Origin of the sequence: Amycolatopsis sp. 195334CR (assembly GCF_017309385.1) — a bacterium.
Taxonomy (GTDB): Bacteria; Actinomycetota; Actinomycetes; order Mycobacteriales; family Pseudonocardiaceae; genus Amycolatopsis.
In genome coordinates this window covers 2,366,958-2,381,784 of record NZ_JAFJMJ010000001.1, presented here as the reverse complement: position 1 = coordinate 2,381,784, position 14,827 = coordinate 2,366,958, and the positions used below count along the sequence as shown (strand labels likewise).

Below are 14,827 nucleotides of genomic sequence, written 5' to 3'. Positions count from 1 at the left end.
CTTACTTTTCTTGGGGGCCCGAGCCCCCAAACCCCCGCGGTGCGGTGGGTGCTGACCCAGCGTGGGCGCGTTGGTTGGTGGTTATGAGGCATCCCACAGGTGTGGGGCTAGGTGTTCAGGCGCCAGAGGGAGCGGTCCTTGTCGCTGATGGAGGCGTCGGAGAGGTCTGTGGTGGTTTTGGGCCAGGTGGTGCCCAGGTTGGTGAGCTTTTCGGTGATGGCGGCTTGGGCGTCCTCGGCGGTTTGGAACTGGGTCTGCACGCCTTCGACCGCGGTGGTGATCAGGTCCAGCAGCTCGCTGACCACGGAGGACACCAGGCCGATCACGGCGAGCGGGGTGCCGAGGCCGCCGGTGGTCTGGGTGGCGATGACGATGCCCGCGACGGCCGTGGCGCAGCTGGCGAAGCCGAGGGCCACGGCGGTCCAGAAGCTTTCGATGGCGTTGGCCATGGCACGCAGGTTCGAGCGCAGCTCGGCGGCCAGGTCGGCGACCTCGTCCAGCTTCTTCTGCTGGATCGGGATCAGCTGCCGGTAGGCGGTGGCCGCGTCGCTGTGCCACCGGTGGGCGGCGGTCAGCCGGAGCAGCTCGTCGTCGGAGATGGCGGCCAGCTTGGTGTTGACCCGCTCACTCCAGCCGTCCGCGGTCTCGCGCAGGGTCGACGGCGAGCCCATGTGGGTGAACAGCGGCGCCACCTTGTCCGCCAGCTGCTTGATCAGCTTCTCCAGCGCCGCCAGTTGCTTCCTGACCGGTTCCACCAGCCGGTCGAGGAGATCCGGGATCTTCGCGAGCTGCTCGTGCACCTCGCGGACGAAGTCGTCGAGCGCCTTCTGCACCTTCTCGCGGTAGGCCTGGGCCTCCCGCAGCACGCGGTCCACGTTCGGCGTGACCTGCATTTCCATCAGAGGTTCCCCCGGGCCGCTCAGTAGTACTTGTGGAGTTCGTGCAGGTGGTTGCGCTCGTCCGCCTCGTAGGCGTTCGCCGCCTTGCGCAGCTGGCCGGCGACCGTGCCGAAGTACGCCTCGGCCTGGGTGAGCATCGAGGCGAGCTGCGCCCGGGCGGCCTCGATGTCCGCGGCGAGGCCGGTCGGGGCACCGACGTAACCGAGCGCGCCCTCGGGCAGCTTCAGGTTCTGCGCGGCCTGCCGCGGGGCGGCGAGCAGTTCCTGCGCGTCGTCCCAGACCTGGGCGTCGTGCCGGAGGTCGCCCAGCGCGACCCGGATGTCCGCGGCGCTCGGCCGGTTCGGGTCGAAGGTCATGCCGACGGTCCCTTCAGCAGGCCGACCCGGCGCAGCAGCGCCCTCGGGTCGGCGGTGAGGGCACGCAGTTCGGCGACCGCCGGGGTCTGCGGCCCGGTGAGCAATGCGGCCGGGTCGTCCTTGTCGTGCAACCGGGTCAGCACTTCGGTGAGTTCCGCCTCGATCTCGGTGTTCGGGGCGCTGCGGGCCCACTTCGCGTCGATCTCGAACTCGCGGATCGCGCCGTGCGCGCTGGAGCCCGACACGTGCCCGCCCTCGCTGTCCACCCATTCCGGCCGGTGGTCGAACGCCGCCACCTGGCGGGCGAAGGCGTCCAGCTCGGCCTGCACCGAGTCGAGCAGGCGCAGCGCGTCGGCCGGGGTGATCGGGTCGGTGGCCGGATCGGGCCGGACCGGCTCCCGCACCGGCGCGGGGTTCCGCAGCGCGGCTTCGGCGGCCGCCTGGTTCGCCGCGGTGACCACCTCGGTGTGCAGCGAGCGCGGATCGATCCGCTCCCGCCAGTCCGGCGCGAGCCGGACCCGGGAGCCGGTCACGGTCACCGGTGGCCCACCGGTTTCCGGTGCCGGTGCCGCCGCGGGTTCGTCCCCGTAGTCCCACGAATCCGCGAGGCTCCAGGCTTCTTCGTCGTCGCTCATCCTCGTTCCCCCTCGTTCAGTCGACGATCAACCAGGTGTTCTGCCGCCACTCCAGGACAAACCCGTCCTGGTCGTCGATGCCGGTCATCCGCACCAGCGCCGACGGCGGCGCGATGATCCGGTTCGGCCCGTCGGCGCGGAGCTTGCCCGGATCGGTCTTCGCGGCCTTGGCCTTGGCCAGGTCCTGCGGCGACAGGTGGTCGAACAGCACCTGGAACAGCTCGGGGCACGAACCGGATTCATCGTCCCAGGCCGGCGCGCTGATCTCGCACACCACGGTGGTGTTCTTCGCCCCGACGCCGTGGAAGTACCGGTCGAGCACGATCGCCGCGCCCTCGACCGTGTGCGGCACCGATTCCGCGCCCGACGGCTTCGACGAGCTCTTGGGCGTCGGCGGCGTGGCGGGCACCGTGCCCGGCGGCAGCTTCGCGGCGAACTCCGGGTTGAGCAGGTCGCCGATTTCGGCGTACGGCACGACGATCTCGCGGACGCCGCAGGTCTGCCCGAGGTTCAGCATCAGGTCGAGCCCGTCGGGTGCGGCGATCGGCTGGACCACCGGCGGCATGCTGCGCACCGCGCGGAAGCTGTCCGCCGAGAACGGCTCGAAGTCCGGGCAGTCGGCGATGCGCCCGGCGATCCGCTCCTGCAGCTTCTCCGCGCCTGAATCGGTGACGTCCGCGAGGAAGTCGGAGATCTCCACGATCTCGCCGGTTTCCAGGTCCACGGTGATCGACATCGGCGGCACCGCGTAGTTGCTGCCCGGCGTGGTGAAGTCGTGCCGGAGCGAGACCAGCCGCGGGCCCTGCATCCGGAACTGCGCGGTCCCGCTGGAATCGGACGGCGTCTCCGGGCCGAGCGAGGACACCAGGTAACCACCGAACCGCTCGTCCGGTTGCCGCAGCGCTTCGTTGACCTTGCGCTCGAGGTCGGCGTTCGGCAGTCCGGTCACCTGGCCGTGCTGGACCCGCACCGAGATCGCCGTGTCCGGCACCTCGCGCGTGGCGTCCTGAACGGTGAACCGCGGGCCGGGTTGCGCGGCGGGCGCGGCGATCGGCGTGGGTTCCGGGGGTGCCGGATCGTCGTCCTGGTTCGCGATGATCACCGCTGCGCCGGCCCCGGCGAGCACCGCCAGCGTGGCGATCCCGGCAATCACTTTCCCCGCGGTGGTACCGAGAACGGCCTTGCCCGCGCCCGCCCCGACGGTGGTCGCCGTGCCGCTGCCGATCATCGCGCCGGTGGCCGGGGCGAGTTGTGCCGCGGCCGCCAGCATCGCCACCGGCGACAACGCCATCAGCGCCGCCGCGCGTCCGGCCAGCCGCGAGAGGCCGCGGTTTTCCCAGTCCTCGCCGTATCCCGCGCGGGCCGCTTGCTCCACTTCGGACACGAACTCGGCGGCGTTCGCCGGTCGCTGCTCGGGTTTCTTCGCCATGCCGCGCTTGATCAGCTCGCGGATCGGTTCCGGCGCCTGGCCGAACGGGATCGGCGCGTACTCGTGCAGATCGCGCAGCACGGTCGAATCGTCGGCGGCGTAGGGCCGTTCCCCGGTGACGCTCTGGAAGAACACGCACGTGGCCGCGTAGACGTCGGTGGACGGCGTGGCCACGGAGTAGGACCACTGCTCGGGCGCCATGTACGCGGGCGTGCCCGCCGGGACACCGGTGGAACCGGCGAGCACGGCCAGGCCGAAGTCGACCAGCTTGCTCTGCCGGTCCGCGCCGACGAGCACGTTGTCCGGTTTGTAGTCGCGGTGCACGGTGCCCGCCGCGTGCGCGGCGGCCAGCCCGAGCAGCGAACCCTTGAGCACGGCGAGCGCGGCTTCCGGTTCGAGCGGCCCTTCGGCCAGCACCGCCTTCAGCGACACCCCCGGCACGGCCTCCATCACGATCGCCGCGCCTTCCGGGCGTTCGACGAATTCGTGCAGCTTGGCCACGTGCGGGCTGATCACCCGCGCCGCCTGTCGCGCCTCTTCGCGGAAGCGCGCGACGTGCTCGGGTTCGGTCAGGTAGCGCGCGTAAAGGTACTTGATCGCCACCTCGGTCCCGGACTGGTCGTGCCGGGCGAGCACCACGCGCCCGAAGGAGCCGGCGCCGAGCGGCGCCACTTCGGTGAATCCGGGCAGCATCCAGTCCGGTGATGTCATGTGCGTCCCCCTTGATCAGGCACAAGTGACAGAGCGAAGAATGTTGTCACATGTGACGCACAGAAGGTACTGCCGGATCCCGTCGAAGGACAAGCTTCTTCACACGGGCGAGGTTCGGGTGCATGCAGAAAGCGGTCGGCGGCACGGTCGAAACCGACCGTGCCGCCGACCGCGTTCCAGTTCCGGCTAGCTGACGCCGACCAGGTCGACGACGAAGATGAGCGTCTCGCCCGGCTTGATCTTGCCGCCGGCACCGCGGTCGCCGTAGGCCAGGTGAGGCGGGATGGTCAGGCGACGGCGGCCGCCCACCTTCATCCCGGCGACGCCCTGGTCCCAGCCCGGGATGACGTACCCGGCGCCGAGCGGGAAGTCGAGCGTCTGCCCGCGGTTCCACGAAGCGTCGAACTCCTCCCCGGTGGAGTACGCGACCCCCACGTAGTGCACGGAGACCGTGCTGCCCGCCTGCGCCTGCGGACCGTCGCCCTCGGTCAGGTCGTGCACGGTCAGCTCGGCGGGCGGCGGGCCCTCCGGGGCGTCGACCGCGGGCTTCTCCAGTGCCATACCGCGTTCCTCCCTGTTCGTTCCCACAAGTGGACCCACCGTAGGCGATGGCCCCGGTTCGCGCCGGAGGTGGCGATACTCCGTCGGGACGACAGAATGTGAGAGGTATTCACAAACGTGGTTACTCCTGCGTACGGTGCTCCACGTCACACCGTCGAAGGGAGCCGGTGGCATGCGCCGACGAATCGGGACGTTCCTCGGGCTGGGGGCACTGGCGGCGACGCTGGTGGTCGTGCCACCGCAGGTGGCTACCGCCCAGGCCCCACCACCGATCGACTTCTGCCTCGGCCAGTGCGGTGACATCCTGCCGCCGGGTCAGAACGGCAACGCCACGCTCGCCGAGATCCTCGCCCACAAGGCGCTCGGCACGCGGCCCGCGCATTCCGCCGACCAACTCGGCAAGTACGCCGACCTCGGCGCGAACTACCGCGGGCTGACCACCGACACCATCGGCAAGTTCTTCAACGACGCCTCCTTCGGCGTGCCACCGGACCAGGTGGAGAGCACGATCAAGCCCCGGTCCGACGTGACCATCGTGCGGGACAAGGCGACCGGCGTTCCGCACATCACCGGGACCACGCGGTCCGGCACCGAGTTCGGCGCCGGGTACGCCGCCGCGCAGGACCGGCTGTGGCTGATGGACGTGATGCGCCGTGTCGGCCGTGGTCAGCTGTCCTCGTTCGCCGGTGGCGCGCAGGGCAACCGCGACCTGGAGCGCTCGTTCTTCGCGAGCGCGCCCTACACCGAGGAAGAACTGCAGCGGCAGATCGACGAGGTGAAGAACTCGGGTCCGCGCGGGGCGCAGGGCTTCGCCGACGCGACTTCGTACGTCGAGGGCATCAACAAGTACATCAGCGAATCGCACGCCGGCCGCTACTTCCCCGGTGAGTACGTGCTGACCGGGCACGTCGACGCGATCACCAACGCGGGCAAGATCGAGCCGTTCAAGCTGACCGACATGGTGGTGCTGTCCTCGGTGGTCGGCGCGCAGTTCGGCGGCGGTGGCGGCGGCGAGGTCCAGGCCGCGATCGCGAAGCTGGCCATCCAGGAGCGCTACGGCGTCGAGGAGGGCGAGAAGGTCTGGAAGGGCCTGCGCGCGGAGAACGATCCCGAGACGGTGAACACGCTGCACGCCGGGCAGAGCTTCCCGTACGGCAAGACCCCGGCGAACCCGCAGGGCGTGGCGATGCCGCAACCGGGTTCGGTCAGTCCGCAGCAGACGGTCTTCGACGAAGTCGGCGGCCAGGGCGCTTCGGCCAAGCCCGCCGCGCCCGCCGACCAGGAACCGGCTCGCGACATGTTCGCCGACGGGGTGCTCCCGGCGAACCTGCTCACCGAGAAGCACGGCATGTCCAACGCGCTGGTGGTGTCCGGGCAGCACACCGAAAGCGGCCACCCGGTCGCCGTGTTCGGCCCGCAGACCAGCTACTTCGCCCCGCAGCTGTTGATGCTGCAGGAGCTCCAGGGTCCGGGGATCAGCGCGCGCGGTGCCTCGTTCGCCGGTGTCAGCCTGTACGTGCTGCTCGGCCGCGGCCAGGACTACTCGTGGAGCGCGACGAGCGCGAACCAGGACATCATCGACACCTACGCGCTGGAGCTGTGCGACCCCTCGGGCGCGCCGGCCACCAAGGAATCCAACGCCTACCTGTTCAACGGCCAGTGCACGCCGATGGAGATCATCGAGCGCAAGAACTCGTGGAAGCCGACGATCGCGGACGGCACCCCGGCCGGTTCGTACACGCTGCGGGCCTTCCGCACCCAGTACGGGCCGGTGACGCACCGCGCGCTCGTCGACGGCAAGCCGGTCGCCTACGCGGCACTGCGCAGCAGTTACTTCCACGAGGTCGACGCGCTGATCGGGTTCCAGGAGTTCAACGACCCCGACGCGGTGAAGTCGGCGGCGGACTTCCAGCGCGCGGCCTCGCACATCAACTACACGTTCAACTGGTTCTACGCCGACGCGCAGGACACCGCCTACTACAACTCGGGCGCGAACCCGGTGCGGCACCCGGCCGCCGATCCGAGCATGCCGATCAGGGCGGGCGCCGGGCTGGAGTGGCGGAACTGGAACGCGGCCACCAACCGCGCCGACTACACCCCGTTCGAGCAGCACCCGAACTCGATCAACCAGGACTACTACATCAGCTGGAACAACGCGCAGGCCAAGGACTACGCGGCCAGCGGCTACGAGAAGTCCGCGGTGCACCGGGGTGATCTGCTCGACCGCCGGGTCAAGGCGCTGATCAGCAGCGGCACCAAGGTGACCAGGGTGAACCTGACCCAGGCGATGGCCGAAGCCGGGCTTGCCGACCTGCGGGCGGAGAAGGTGTTGCCGCAGCTGCTGCGGGTGATCGACACCGCCGCCGTCACCGATCCGGCCGCCGCGGCCGCGCTCACCAAGCTGAAGGACTGGCTGGGCCGGGGCGCGCTGCGGGCGGAGACCAGCCCCGGCAGCAAGGCCTACGCCGACGCGGACGCGATCAAGATCATGGACGCGTGGTGGCCGCTGCTGGTGCGTGCCCAGTTCGAGCCAGGGCTCGGCACGCCCGCCTTCAACGCGATGACCGGCGTGCTGAAGATCAACGAATCACCGTCGGGCTGGCAGAACGAGGTGCCGGGCAAGCACGTCGGCCAGGGCCACCAGGGTTCCGCGTACCAGGCGGGCTGGTGGGGCTACGTGCACAAGGACCTCCGGGCGATCCTCGGTGACCAGGTGGCCGGGCCGCTCGGTGCCGAGTACTGCGGCGGCGGGGACGTGGCCGCGTGCCGGACGATCCTGCTGAACACCGTGAAGCAGGCCGCCGCGCAGCCGATCAACGAGGTCTACCCCGGTGACGGCGACTGCTCGGCCGGTGACCAGTGGTGCGCCGACTCGCTGATCCACCGCCCGCTCGGCGGCATCACGCAGGACAAGATCAGCACCCAGAACCGGCCGACCTACCAGCAGGTGGTGGAGTTCGCCGCCCGTCGCGGCGCGGACGTGTCGAACACCGCGCTGGGCGCGAAGGCGTCCGCCACCAGCCACGAGACCGGCTGGTACAACTCGCCGCCCGCCAACGCGGTGGACGGCAAGCTGAACACCCGCTGGGCCAGCGATTGGTCTGACCGGCAGTCGCTCACCGTGGACTACGGCTCGGTGCGGCCGGTGGCGCGCGCGGTCCTGCGCTGGGAGGCCGCCTACGGGCGTGACTACCGGCTGCTGGTGTCGAATGACGGGAGCAGCTGGCGCGAGGTGAAGTCCGTGGTCAACGGCGACGGCGGCGTGGACACGCTCACTTTCACCCGTACCGACGCGCGTTACCTGCGAATGGAGGGTGTCCGTCGCGGCACCGACTACGGATACTCGTTGTACGAACTGGAGTCGTACGCTTACTGAGGGGAATCGGGCGTGTCCATTCGCAAAGGCGCGTTGGTCGCCGCTGTGCTGCTGACCGGAATCACCGCGGGGACCGGGGCCGCCTCGGCCACCCCCGCCTATGAGGACTACGTGGCGCTCGGGGATTCGTACACCTCGGGCCCGCTCATCCCGTTCATGCGACTGGATCCGCTGGGCTGCGCCAGGTCGACGAACAACTACCCGTCCTACCTGGCGCGCAACCTCGACGTGGACTCGTTCACCGACGTCAGCTGCGGTGGCGCGGACACCACGAACATGACCGAGGCGCAGTCCGTGCCGCTCGGTTCGAACCCGCCGCAGTTCAACGCGCTCGACGAGGACACCGACCTGGTGACCATCGGCATCGGCGGCAACGACTACGGCGTGTTCGGCACCCTGGTCGGGGAGTGCCCGCCGCTGCGCGAGCAGGACCCGACCGGTTCGCCGTGCCGGGAGAAGTTCACCGTCGACGGGGTGGACACGATCAAGCAGCGCATCGAGCAGACCGGCACGCGGGTGACCGAGGTGCTCGAAGGCGTGCACGAGCGGTCGCCGGACGCGAAGGTGGTGCTGGTCGGCTACCCGCGGATCGGCCCGCCGACCGGGACCTGCCCGAACATCCTGCCCTTCGCCGACGGGGACCTGCGCTGGCTGGACAGCGTGGAGCAGGCGCTGAACGCCGCGCTGGCCAAGGCCGCCGCCGAGGACGGCGACACCACCTTCGTCGACATGTACCCGGCGTCGCTCGGGCACGACGCGTGCGCGCCCGGCGGGGCGGCGTGGATCCAGGGCAAGGACATCAACCTGCTCGCCGCGTTGAACTACCACCCGCGGCGGTCCGGCATGATCGGCGTGGCCACCGAGGTGCAGGCGCAGCTGACCGGCAAGAGCCCGGCCAAGCTGAAGGCACCGACGTACGCCGGGCCGGTGGCGTCCGCCGACGCGGTCGCGAGTGTGCACGGTCACTAGTCCGCCCCTGCCCGTCGCGGGGGTGCTGACCTGCGGTTAGGTTGGCCGGGTGGACTTAGCAGACTGGTCACCCCGAACCCGGGCGGTGGCGGCCGGACGGCCGCAGGAGCCGGGGGAGCCGCTGAACACGCCGATCGTGCCGGTGAGCACGTTCCACGCGGGTGGGGCGCGCGCGTACTCCCGCGAGGACGGCACGCCGAGCTGGACCGCGCTGGAGGAGGCGATCGGCGGGCTCGAAGGCGGGCACGCGACCGCCTTCGCCTCGGGCATCGCCACCGCGGCGGCGGTGATCGACCTGCTGCCGGTCGGCGCCGAGGTGGCCGTGCCGCGGTTCAGCTACGCGGGCACGCGCGGCCTGCTCGGGCACGCGGCGAAGAACGGGCGCCTGCGCGCGGTCGAGCTGGAGCCGTCGGACCTGTCCGCGTGGACGGCGGCTGCCGAGTGGGCCGACCTGGTCTGGCTGGAGTCGCCGACCAACCCGACGCTCGACGTGATCGACATCAGGGCGGTGGCGCGGGCCGCCGACGGGCACCTGGCGAAGGTGGTGGTGGACAACACCTTCGCCACCCCGCTCGGCCAGCAGCCGCTCGACCTCGGTGCGGACATCGTGGTGCACAGCGCGACCAAGCTGATCGGCGGGCACAGCGACCTGCTGCTCGGCCTGACCGTGACCAGGGACGAGGAACTGGCGACCGCCCTGCGCGACGCCCGCACCCGCAACGGCGCGACGCCGGGTGCGCTGGAGGCGTACCTCGCCCTGCGCGGCCTGCGCACGCTGCCGGTCCGGCTGGCCGAGGCTTCGCGCAGCGCGGAACTCCTGGCCGACCGCCTCGGCACGCACCCGAAGGTCACGCGCGTGCGGTACCCGGGTTCGGGCCAGATGATCGCCTTCGAACTCGACAGCGCCGAGGCGGCCGACGCGGTGTGCGGCGGGCTCCGCCTGATCCGCCACGCCACCAGCCTGGGCGGCGTGGAAAGCTGCGTCGAACGCCGAGCCTGGCTGGCCGGCGACGCGCACGTACCGCCCGGCCTGATCCGCTTCTCCGTCGGCCTGGAAGACCCCGAAGACCTGTGGCGCGACCTGCGGGAGGTCCTAGACCGCACGTGAGCGCAGGTCCTGGTCGCGTTCGAGGTGCCAGGAGATCACCCGCTCCGGGTGCACACGGATCACTTCCTTGCTGAAGAACTCCGGTGCCACCGGCGGCACGTCCAGCGTGACCAGCTCCGCCCGCCCGCGGATCTCCACCCCGCGGCCCCAACCCGGCTTCACCTCGGCCGGGTCGTCCGGGGTCATGTCGTCGACCAGGAACGAGACCTCGGGGCGCGCCTGGACGTTCTTGTACTTGCGACTGGTCTCGTTGGCCGGGCCGCCGATGTCGATGGTGCCGTCGTCGTTGAGCCGGAAGGCGACCGGGCGCGTCTGCGGCCCGCCGTCCGGGCCGATGGTGGACAGGCGGCCGAGGCCCTGCCCGCGCAGGTACTCGCGTTCGGCTGCGGTGTAGGTCATGGGATCGCAGCCTAGGAGTTCCACTTAACTGGAGGTCAACTCAGCGGGGACGCACGACGGCCCCGACCCTGGTTATTACCCCGTCAAGCAGCACTCGATTCAGTGGCGCCACGCCTCTAGCCTGCGGGGATTCGTTACGGACTCTCGTAAGATCCGTGGATGACTGAGCCGTGCCGCATGACGATCAAGGAGCAGTCGTGAGCAGTCGCTCGACGATCGAGTGGACCGAGGTCACCTGGAACCCCACAACGGGATGTGACCGTATCTCCGCTGGATGTGACAACTGCTACGCGCTTGCCCTCGCCAAACGGCTCAAAGCCATGGGTACGCCGAAATATCAGAACGACGGCGACCCGCGTACTTCTGGCCCTGGCTTCGCCGTCACAGTCCATCCGGACACCCTCGACCAGCCTTACCGATGGCGCACGCCGAGGGTCGTGTTCGTCAACTCCATGAGCGATCTGTTCCACGCCAAAGTTCCCCTGGATTTCGTGCGCCAGGTCTTCGACGTCATGGCCGGGACTCCACAACACACCTACCAGGTTTTGACCAAGCGGTCGGCACGTCTGCGCAAGTTGGCGGACAAGCTCGAATGGCCACCGAATGTGTGGATGGGGGTAAGTGTCGAGACCGAAGATCAACTCGGTCGGGTGGATGATCTTCGAGCTGTGCCCGCTGCTGTTCGATTTCTCTCGTGCGAGCCGTTGTTGGGCCCGGTAACCGGTCTCAACCTCGATGGCATCGACTGGGTCATCACAGGTGGCGAGTCCGGTCCGAAGGCGCGTTCTGTCGACCCCGCTTGGGTGCGCGAGATCCGCGATGCCTGTCAGGAAGCGGATGTGGCGTTCTTCCACAAGCAGTGGGGCGGTCGCACGCCGAAGGCGGGCGGCCGCGAACTGGATGGCCAAATCTGGAACGAGATGCCTCGGCCGGCCAGCTTGCAGTGACGTCGTCGTCAGTCGAGTCGAGCTCGGCGAATCATCTGGTTCTCCAGCGGCTTTCGTCGGTCTCTACCGATCAACACGCCTTCGTCGGCTAACTGATCCCATGCCTTCCTCAAGTGTTTGCCGTGAGCCAACCCCAGCGTGGCGCCGAAAATCTCCGCCATGTCATCGCACACATCGAGCTGCGGTCGCGTGCCGACGAGCCTGAGAAGGTTGCCAGTGATGATGTCCAGCCACTGTTGCTGGAGCTTCTCTTCGGCACGGGCGCGCGTGTCCTCGGAGGCTTGAGGGAGCAGCTCACCGAACAGATCTCCCTGTCCGGTGTCCTGGGTGAGCGCCTTCATGAGCGACAGTTGATGGTTGGTATGACGCCAGGCCAGGTTGGCTTTTGCCGCTGCTTCGGCCATGCACCACGCGCCGTGCGGATGAAATGTGAAGTGCACGAGCCAGTAGACCGGTACATCCTGCTCCAACGTGTTGCGGACCGGGATCAAAGTTGCTCGGCAACGCTGTCTCACGCCGGACCGCGGGCGGTGGTCAACCGCGTTGCAGACACGAGTGGCGTACTCCTGGGCCAGTTTGCTGACCGCTGAGCCACCGGAGGAGGAAGACAAGTAGATCTCGCGCCACCAATCTCCTCCTAGAACGGTGTCCAGGCGTTCCAGGGTCGTCAACTGTTGTCGTGTCGGCTCGCTGACCTTGAGGTAGCCCCCGGCGCGGGAGAAGGCCATCGAGATGAAATTCAGGAGTATCTCGGTCTTGCTGCCCCGGCCGGTGCGGGGACGTGCGAGTATCCGTACGACCTCGTCGAAGCTTGGTCCCAAGCCGTAGGGATCGATGAACATGAACAGCGGTGAATCCGCAGCGAATTCGAGCGCCTCGGCCAGGTAGGTGCTGGCTTTGCCTCTTCGTGTCTTCCACAACGCGTTGAGGGGCATGTGCTCCTCGAGCACCTCGGTGAGATGTCGGTAGTGACTGGGACGCGCCTCGACGAACATGCAGGCGATGTCCCGATGCGCTCGCCCCGAGGCACCCAGCATTCCGGTCACGTTCTCGGCGATGAGGAGTGGACTGCCCGGAGTGTCGTCCTCGTACTTCCCGGGGCCCGCATGGGTGTCGACATAGACGAGGCGTTTGTTCAACTCCGTGGAACCAGTCTTTCCAGCGAATCGCGGAAAGTAGCTCTTCAGCAGACTGTGCTTGAAGACAGCAGCCGCCTTCTTCGACACGAAGAACGCGTCCCGGTCGACTCCAGCTTCGACGCTGGTCTCCCCGGCCGTCTCTCCAGCCAACGCGTAGTCGAACAGTTCGTCGGCTGTGGCATCGCCTTCGATACGGGGCTCTTCTGGGCTTACAAGCTGATCACCTTTGTCCAACTGTCTCACCCCTCGCCAACTGGATTACCGGGGTATCGCTGTCTGTGACTGCCGACGTTACAGACAGGTGGCACCGGCCGTGATCCTCCAAGGGGGCGGACTTCGCTCACGTCGGGTCTGTTTCTCGGATCCGATCTGACTCCGTCTACCGCGCGTGCCTTGGACGCCGGAGGTCAAGGCCGCGGATCTCAACCGAGGGGGGACTCCGGGTACGGGTAGCCCTTCGGGGGTGCCGCGTCCCGCAGGATGTGCTTTCGCATGGCCGCGTCGGTCACCGCGTAGCCCCAGTTGATCAGGGACCGCTGGAGCTCGGGGGCCATGCGGTGCAGGCGGGTCGGGGTGGCGGCCAGCTGCTCCGACTTCTCCTTCGGCGCGGGCAGCGTGTCCGGCATCTCGAAGTCGTCGATGTCGCTGGCCGCCGCCCAGTACGTCCCGGTCGCGTCACGGTCCACATAGGACTCGATCAGGGTGCGCTTGCGCAGCGACCGCACCTGGTTGTCGATCACGTCGAGCACCCGGAGCAGGTGCGGCACCCAGTTCCGCTTCACCCGCGGCTGGAACTCGAACTTCTGCCCGGCGTCGCTGACCAGCACCGTTTCGCAGCGCGGCACCACCGGGTCCAGCCCGAGGTTGTCGAACACCCCGGCATCGCTCAGCATGGCCTTCTCCGGCAGCCCGCTCTCCCGCTCGGTCGCGCTCGTCGGCACCACCACCGGCGACAGGAACGGCGGGAACGCCGAGGACGCGGCGACCGCGGTGGCCAGCAGGATCGGCTCACCGGCCGCCGTCGGGGGTTCCTTGTCGCGGTAGAACCACCACAGTTCGCCGTTCTGCAGGTTGGTCGCGTTGAACACGAACTGCGGCGACTCCGGCAGCTCGCTCATCCGCAGGTCCCCGACCAGGTACTTGCGCAGCACGGCGACCACCTCGTCGCCGATCGACCGCCCCGGCAGCAGGAGTCCCCGCAGCACCACGCGCACGTCGATGTTCCGGCCGGCCAGCCGCCGCAACGGTTCCACCACCGCGGGCACGAAGTTCGCCGCGACCCCGTCCTGGAAGTCCAGTTCCGGCCACGCCTTCGCGAGCGCGCCCGCCGCGATCGACCCGCCGGAGACGCTGGAGATCACGCCGAGCCGCGACAGCACGCCGAGTTCGTTGAGCCGCCACAGCGCCCCGGTGTGGAAGAGCATCGCGCGGTATCCGCCACCGGACAGGCAAAGCCCGACCCCCTCAGTGCTCACCCGGTCATTCTGCCGTGTCCAGCAAGGGGAACAACAGGGGTCGATCAGCCAGCGGAACGTAATCGGCGTAATGGTCGAAGATCGCCCGCCGCGCCAGCCGCTGGGCGCGCTCGCCGTCGCGGAGTCGGACCGCGTCGAGCACCTCGCCGTGGTGCGTCAGCCAGGCCGACATCAGCGCGCGGCGGTCGTCCGCGTGCGAAAGCTTGTCCTCGATCAGGTCGAGCACGATGCCGCGGACCACCTCACCGCACACCACGATCAGCGTGTTCTGCGTGGCTCGCGCGATCGTCTCGTGGAACGCGATGTCGGCGCGGCTGAACTCCTCGTACCCGAGGTCGGCCGCGGCGGTCATCGCCGCCATCGCCGCGTCCAGTTCGGCGAGCTGTTCGTCCGTGCGCAGCCGTGCGGCCAGCAGGTACGCCGAACCCTCCAGCAACATCCGGAACTGCAGCAGCTCGGCCAGGCTCATGCCCTCCGCGCGCGCCAGCCGGTGCATGGACTTGTGCAGGTGCACCGGGGACGCGGGCAGGATCTCCGGCCCCCGCGGATCACCCGGTTTCGAGCGGATGAGCCCACCGGCCTGGAGCACGCGCAGCGCCTCGCGCACGGTCGACCGGCTGACCCCGAACTGGGCCATCAGCTCGCGCTCGCTGGGCAGCCGTTCCCCGACCTTCAGGCGGCCGCTGAACACGGCCTGTTCCACCTGCTCGACGACCCGTTCGTAAGCGCGGACCGTGGCGACCGGCTCGAACTCCATCCTGGGCACCCCTTGACCTGTCGCGAGGGACGGTGCTTTTCTACCGATTACTGGTCCGACCAGTCT

13 protein-coding genes are annotated in these 14,827 nt (G+C 69.0%); 4 read left to right on the top strand and 9 right to left on the bottom strand.

Features of this window, described 5'->3' with window-relative positions:
- Positions 1 to 107: 107 nt before the first annotated feature.
- The 5 genes from JYK18_RS11625 to JYK18_RS11605 form a co-directional block, all read right to left on the bottom strand.
- Positions 108 to 899, bottom strand: coding sequence for a hypothetical protein (locus JYK18_RS11625; RefSeq protein WP_206802102.1), 792 nt, complete (start codon positions 897 to 899; stop codon positions 108 to 110).
- A gap of 20 nt (positions 900 to 919) precedes the next feature.
- The gene (locus tag JYK18_RS11620) at positions 920 to 1,255 is read right to left on the bottom strand and encodes a hypothetical protein (protein ID WP_206802101.1); all 336 of its coding nucleotides are present in this window, start codon (positions 1,253 to 1,255) and stop codon (positions 920 to 922) included.
- The gene (locus tag JYK18_RS11615; protein ID WP_206802100.1) at positions 1,252 to 1,890 is read right to left on the bottom strand and encodes a hypothetical protein; all 639 of its coding nucleotides are present in this window, start codon (positions 1,888 to 1,890) and stop codon (positions 1,252 to 1,254) included. Before JYK18_RS11615 ends, JYK18_RS11620 begins: the two co-directional genes overlap by 4 nt.
- Before the next feature lie 16 nt (positions 1,891 to 1,906).
- On the bottom strand, positions 1,907 to 4,030 hold the full coding sequence (locus JYK18_RS11610; protein WP_206802099.1) for a serine/threonine-protein kinase: 2,124 nt from the start codon (positions 4,028 to 4,030) through the stop codon (positions 1,907 to 1,909).
- 186 nt (positions 4,031 to 4,216) lie between these two features.
- Positions 4,217 to 4,591 carry an FKBP-type peptidyl-prolyl cis-trans isomerase gene (locus JYK18_RS11605; protein ID WP_206802098.1) on the bottom strand — a complete coding sequence of 125 codons (375 nt, stop codon included), beginning with the start codon at positions 4,589 to 4,591 and terminating at the stop codon, positions 4,217 to 4,219.
- A 172-nt stretch (positions 4,592 to 4,763) separates the two neighbouring features.
- Here JYK18_RS11605 and JYK18_RS11600 point away from each other — a divergent pair, with 172 nt between their 5' ends.
- From JYK18_RS11600 to JYK18_RS11590, 3 genes are read left to right on the top strand one after another with little or no spacing between them, the layout of a single operon-like run.
- Complete coding sequence (locus JYK18_RS11600) at positions 4,764 to 7,967, top strand: penicillin acylase family protein (protein WP_206802097.1); 3,204 nt, start codon at positions 4,764 to 4,766, stop codon at positions 7,965 to 7,967.
- An 18-nt stretch (positions 7,968 to 7,985) separates the two neighbouring features.
- Positions 7,986 to 8,936 (top strand): SGNH/GDSL hydrolase family protein, encoded by a 951-nt coding sequence (locus tag JYK18_RS11595; protein ID WP_206804169.1) that lies wholly within the window; start codon positions 7,986 to 7,988, stop codon positions 8,934 to 8,936.
- Between the two features lie 49 nt (positions 8,937 to 8,985).
- A complete protein-coding gene (locus JYK18_RS11590) occupies positions 8,986 to 10,044 on the top strand; it encodes a PLP-dependent aspartate aminotransferase family protein (RefSeq protein ID WP_206802096.1) in 1,059 nt (352 codons plus the stop codon).
- Here JYK18_RS11590 and JYK18_RS11585 read toward each other — a convergent pair.
- A complete protein-coding gene (locus JYK18_RS11585) occupies positions 10,030 to 10,443 on the bottom strand; it encodes a PPOX class F420-dependent oxidoreductase (RefSeq protein WP_206802095.1) in 414 nt (137 codons plus the stop codon). The two genes, JYK18_RS11590 and JYK18_RS11585, sit on opposite strands and share 15 nt — an antisense overlap.
- Positions 10,444 to 10,640: 197 nt before the next feature.
- On the opposite strand from JYK18_RS11585, the gene JYK18_RS11580 reads away from it, so the two are divergent.
- The gene (locus JYK18_RS11580; RefSeq protein ID WP_206802094.1) at positions 10,641 to 11,390 is read left to right on the top strand and encodes a DUF5131 family protein; all 750 of its coding nucleotides are present in this window, start codon (positions 10,641 to 10,643) and stop codon (positions 11,388 to 11,390) included.
- Between the two features lie 8 nt (positions 11,391 to 11,398).
- Here JYK18_RS11580 and tcmP read toward each other — a convergent pair whose 3' ends face one another.
- From tcmP to JYK18_RS11565, 3 genes are all read right to left on the bottom strand, one after another.
- On the bottom strand, positions 11,399 to 12,763 hold the full coding sequence (gene tcmP, locus JYK18_RS11575; protein WP_206802093.1) for a three-Cys-motif partner protein TcmP: 1,365 nt from the start codon (positions 12,761 to 12,763) through the stop codon (positions 11,399 to 11,401).
- 188 nt (positions 12,764 to 12,951) lie between these two features.
- Positions 12,952 to 14,004, bottom strand: a complete 1,053-nt coding sequence (locus JYK18_RS11570; protein WP_307795870.1) for a patatin-like phospholipase family protein — start codon at positions 14,002 to 14,004, stop codon at positions 12,952 to 12,954.
- 4 nt (positions 14,005 to 14,008) lie between these two features.
- Complete coding sequence (locus tag JYK18_RS11565; RefSeq protein ID WP_206802092.1) at positions 14,009 to 14,761, bottom strand: FadR/GntR family transcriptional regulator; 753 nt, start codon at positions 14,759 to 14,761, stop codon at positions 14,009 to 14,011.
- Positions 14,762 to 14,827 lie beyond the last annotated feature (66 nt).

Coding starts and splice junctions, on each gene's coding strand:
- JYK18_RS11625 (WP_206802102.1), bottom strand. CDS start 899: ATGGAAATGCAGGTCACGCCGAACGTGGACCGCGTGCTGCGGGAGGCC.
- JYK18_RS11620 (WP_206802101.1), bottom strand. CDS start 1,255: ATGACCTTCGACCCGAACCGGCCGAGCGCCGCGGACATCCGGGTCGCG.
- JYK18_RS11615 (WP_206802100.1), bottom strand. CDS start 1,890: ATGAGCGACGACGAAGAAGCCTGGAGCCTCGCGGATTCGTGGGACTAC.
- JYK18_RS11610 (WP_206802099.1), bottom strand. CDS start 4,030: ATGACATCACCGGACTGGATGCTGCCCGGATTCACCGAAGTGGCGCCG.
- JYK18_RS11605 (WP_206802098.1), bottom strand. CDS start 4,591: ATGGCACTGGAGAAGCCCGCGGTCGACGCCCCGGAGGGCCCGCCGCCC.
- JYK18_RS11600 (WP_206802097.1), top strand. CDS start 4,764: ATGCGCCGACGAATCGGGACGTTCCTCGGGCTGGGGGCACTGGCGGCG.
- JYK18_RS11585 (WP_206802095.1), bottom strand. CDS start 10,443: ATGACCTACACCGCAGCCGAACGCGAGTACCTGCGCGGGCAGGGCCTC.
- JYK18_RS11565 (WP_206802092.1), bottom strand. CDS start 14,761: ATGGAGTTCGAGCCGGTCGCCACGGTCCGCGCTTACGAACGGGTCGTC.